The sequence below is a fragment of the Erythrobacter sp. CCH5-A1 genome, from assembly GCF_001557115.1.
Taxonomy (GTDB): Bacteria; Pseudomonadota; Alphaproteobacteria; order Sphingomonadales; family Sphingomonadaceae; genus Erythrobacter.
The window spans coordinates 1-1,615 of record NZ_LSKQ01000270.1; the positions used below are offsets into that span (position 1 = coordinate 1).

Here is a 1,615-nt window from a genome sequence, read left to right on the forward strand (position 1 = left end):
CCCGCCTGCCGCAACCCTGACGCCCGCCACCACGCAGCCCACCCCCGCGCCGGCGACGGCCACCACGCGGCCCGCCGTCCAGACCCCGCCCAAGCCCGCCACCACCGCGCCGGTAGCGACCGCCGTCGCCACGCCCAGCCCCTCGCGTCTCGCCGCGGTGCAGGCGATCGCCAAGCCGCAGACGGCCGACGCGGGCGATGACGAATATTCCTACGGCTTCCGTCTCTGGAACGCCGGGTTCTACCCCGAAGCGCGCCAGCAGCTCACCAAGTATGTCGAGCAATATCCGACGCACTCGAAGATCAGCTACGGGCGCAACCTCTTGGGCCGCGCCTTCCTCGACGACAGGATGCCCGAGGACGCGGCGCGCTGGTTCCTCAAGAACTACCAGGCCAACAAGGCCGGCGAGCGCGCGCCCGACAGCCTGCTCTATCTCGGCGCCTCGATGGTGGCGATGAAGGACACCAAGCGCGCCTGCATCGCGCTCGCCGAATTCGCCGAGACCTATCCGCTGGTCGCCGCGGGCCGCCTCGCGACCGAATACCAGACCACCCGCGCGAAGGTGAAGTGCAGCTGAGCGATCACGGGCTGCGCTTTGCCGCCGACCTTGCGGGCCTGTGGCCCGAGGACGCGCGCGAAGGGCGGGCGCTGGGGCTGGCGGTGTCGGGCGGGGCGGACAGCCTCGCGCTACTGCTGCTCGCCCATGCGGCGCTCCCCGGGCGCATCGCGGTCGCCAGCGTCGACCACGGCCTGCGTCCCGAAGCGGCCGGAGAGGTCGCGCTGGTGGGGCGGATCGCGCAGGAGCGGGGCATTCCCTTCACGCCGCTTAAGGTCGACGTCGCCCCGGGCAATCTTCAGGCCGAAGCGCGCTCGGCCCGCTACGCGGCCCTCGCGCGCTGGGTGGGCGAGGCGGGGCTGGGTGCCGTCGCCACCGCACACCATGCCGACGACCAGGCCGAGACCCTGCTGATGCGCCTCAACCGCGGGAGCGGGCTGGCGGGGCTTGCAGGAGTGCGTCCGTCCACGCGGATCGAGGGGACCGACGTCACCCTGCTGCGCCCGCTGCTCGGCTGGCGCAAGGCGGAGCTGGCGGCGGTCGTCGCGGCGGCGGGGATCGTGGCGGTCGAGGACCCCTCCAACACCAACCCCGCCTTCGACCGCGCCCGGATGCGCGCGCAGCTTGCCGCCGCCGACTGGCTCGATCCCGTGCAGATCGCTGCCAGCGCGGCGCATATCGCGGAAGGCTGGCAGGCGCTCCAATGGTATGCCGAGCTCGACTGGCACGAGATGGTGCTGCGCGAGGACAGCGACACCGGCACCCCCGGCTTCAGCTATTGCGCCAATGTGCCGCGCGTCATCGCGATCGAGACGATCCTGCGCATCATCCGCGAACTCGGCGGCCACGCCACCCGCGCCGAAGCCGCCCGCGCATGGGAGCGGCTGTGGGCGGGCGAGAACGCCTCGCTGGGCGGCGTGCTCGCGGTGCCGGGAGTGGAGCGGGTCGAGAAGGTCGGCGTGATGATGCGCGTCTGGCGGTTCCGGCCCGAACCGGCGCGGGGCAGCGTGAATTGAGTCCTTGTTTGCGGTCGCGCTAGCGCGCGACGCAGACCACCCG

At 72.5% G+C, this 1,615-nt stretch carries 2 protein-coding genes; both read left to right on the forward strand.

Annotation, left to right across the window (positions count from 1 at the left end; translation table 11 throughout):
• Positions 1–577 (forward strand): tol-pal system YbgF family protein (locus AX708_RS16980; RefSeq protein ID WP_156443455.1); only part of this gene is annotated, 577 nt, incomplete at its 5' end.
• A complete protein-coding gene (gene tilS, locus AX708_RS16985; protein WP_066531360.1) occupies positions 568–1,572 on the forward strand; it encodes a tRNA lysidine(34) synthetase TilS in 1,005 nt (334 codons plus the stop codon). The genes AX708_RS16980 and tilS, both read left to right, overlap by 10 nt.
• The last annotated feature ends 43 nt before the right edge of the window (positions 1,573–1,615 follow it).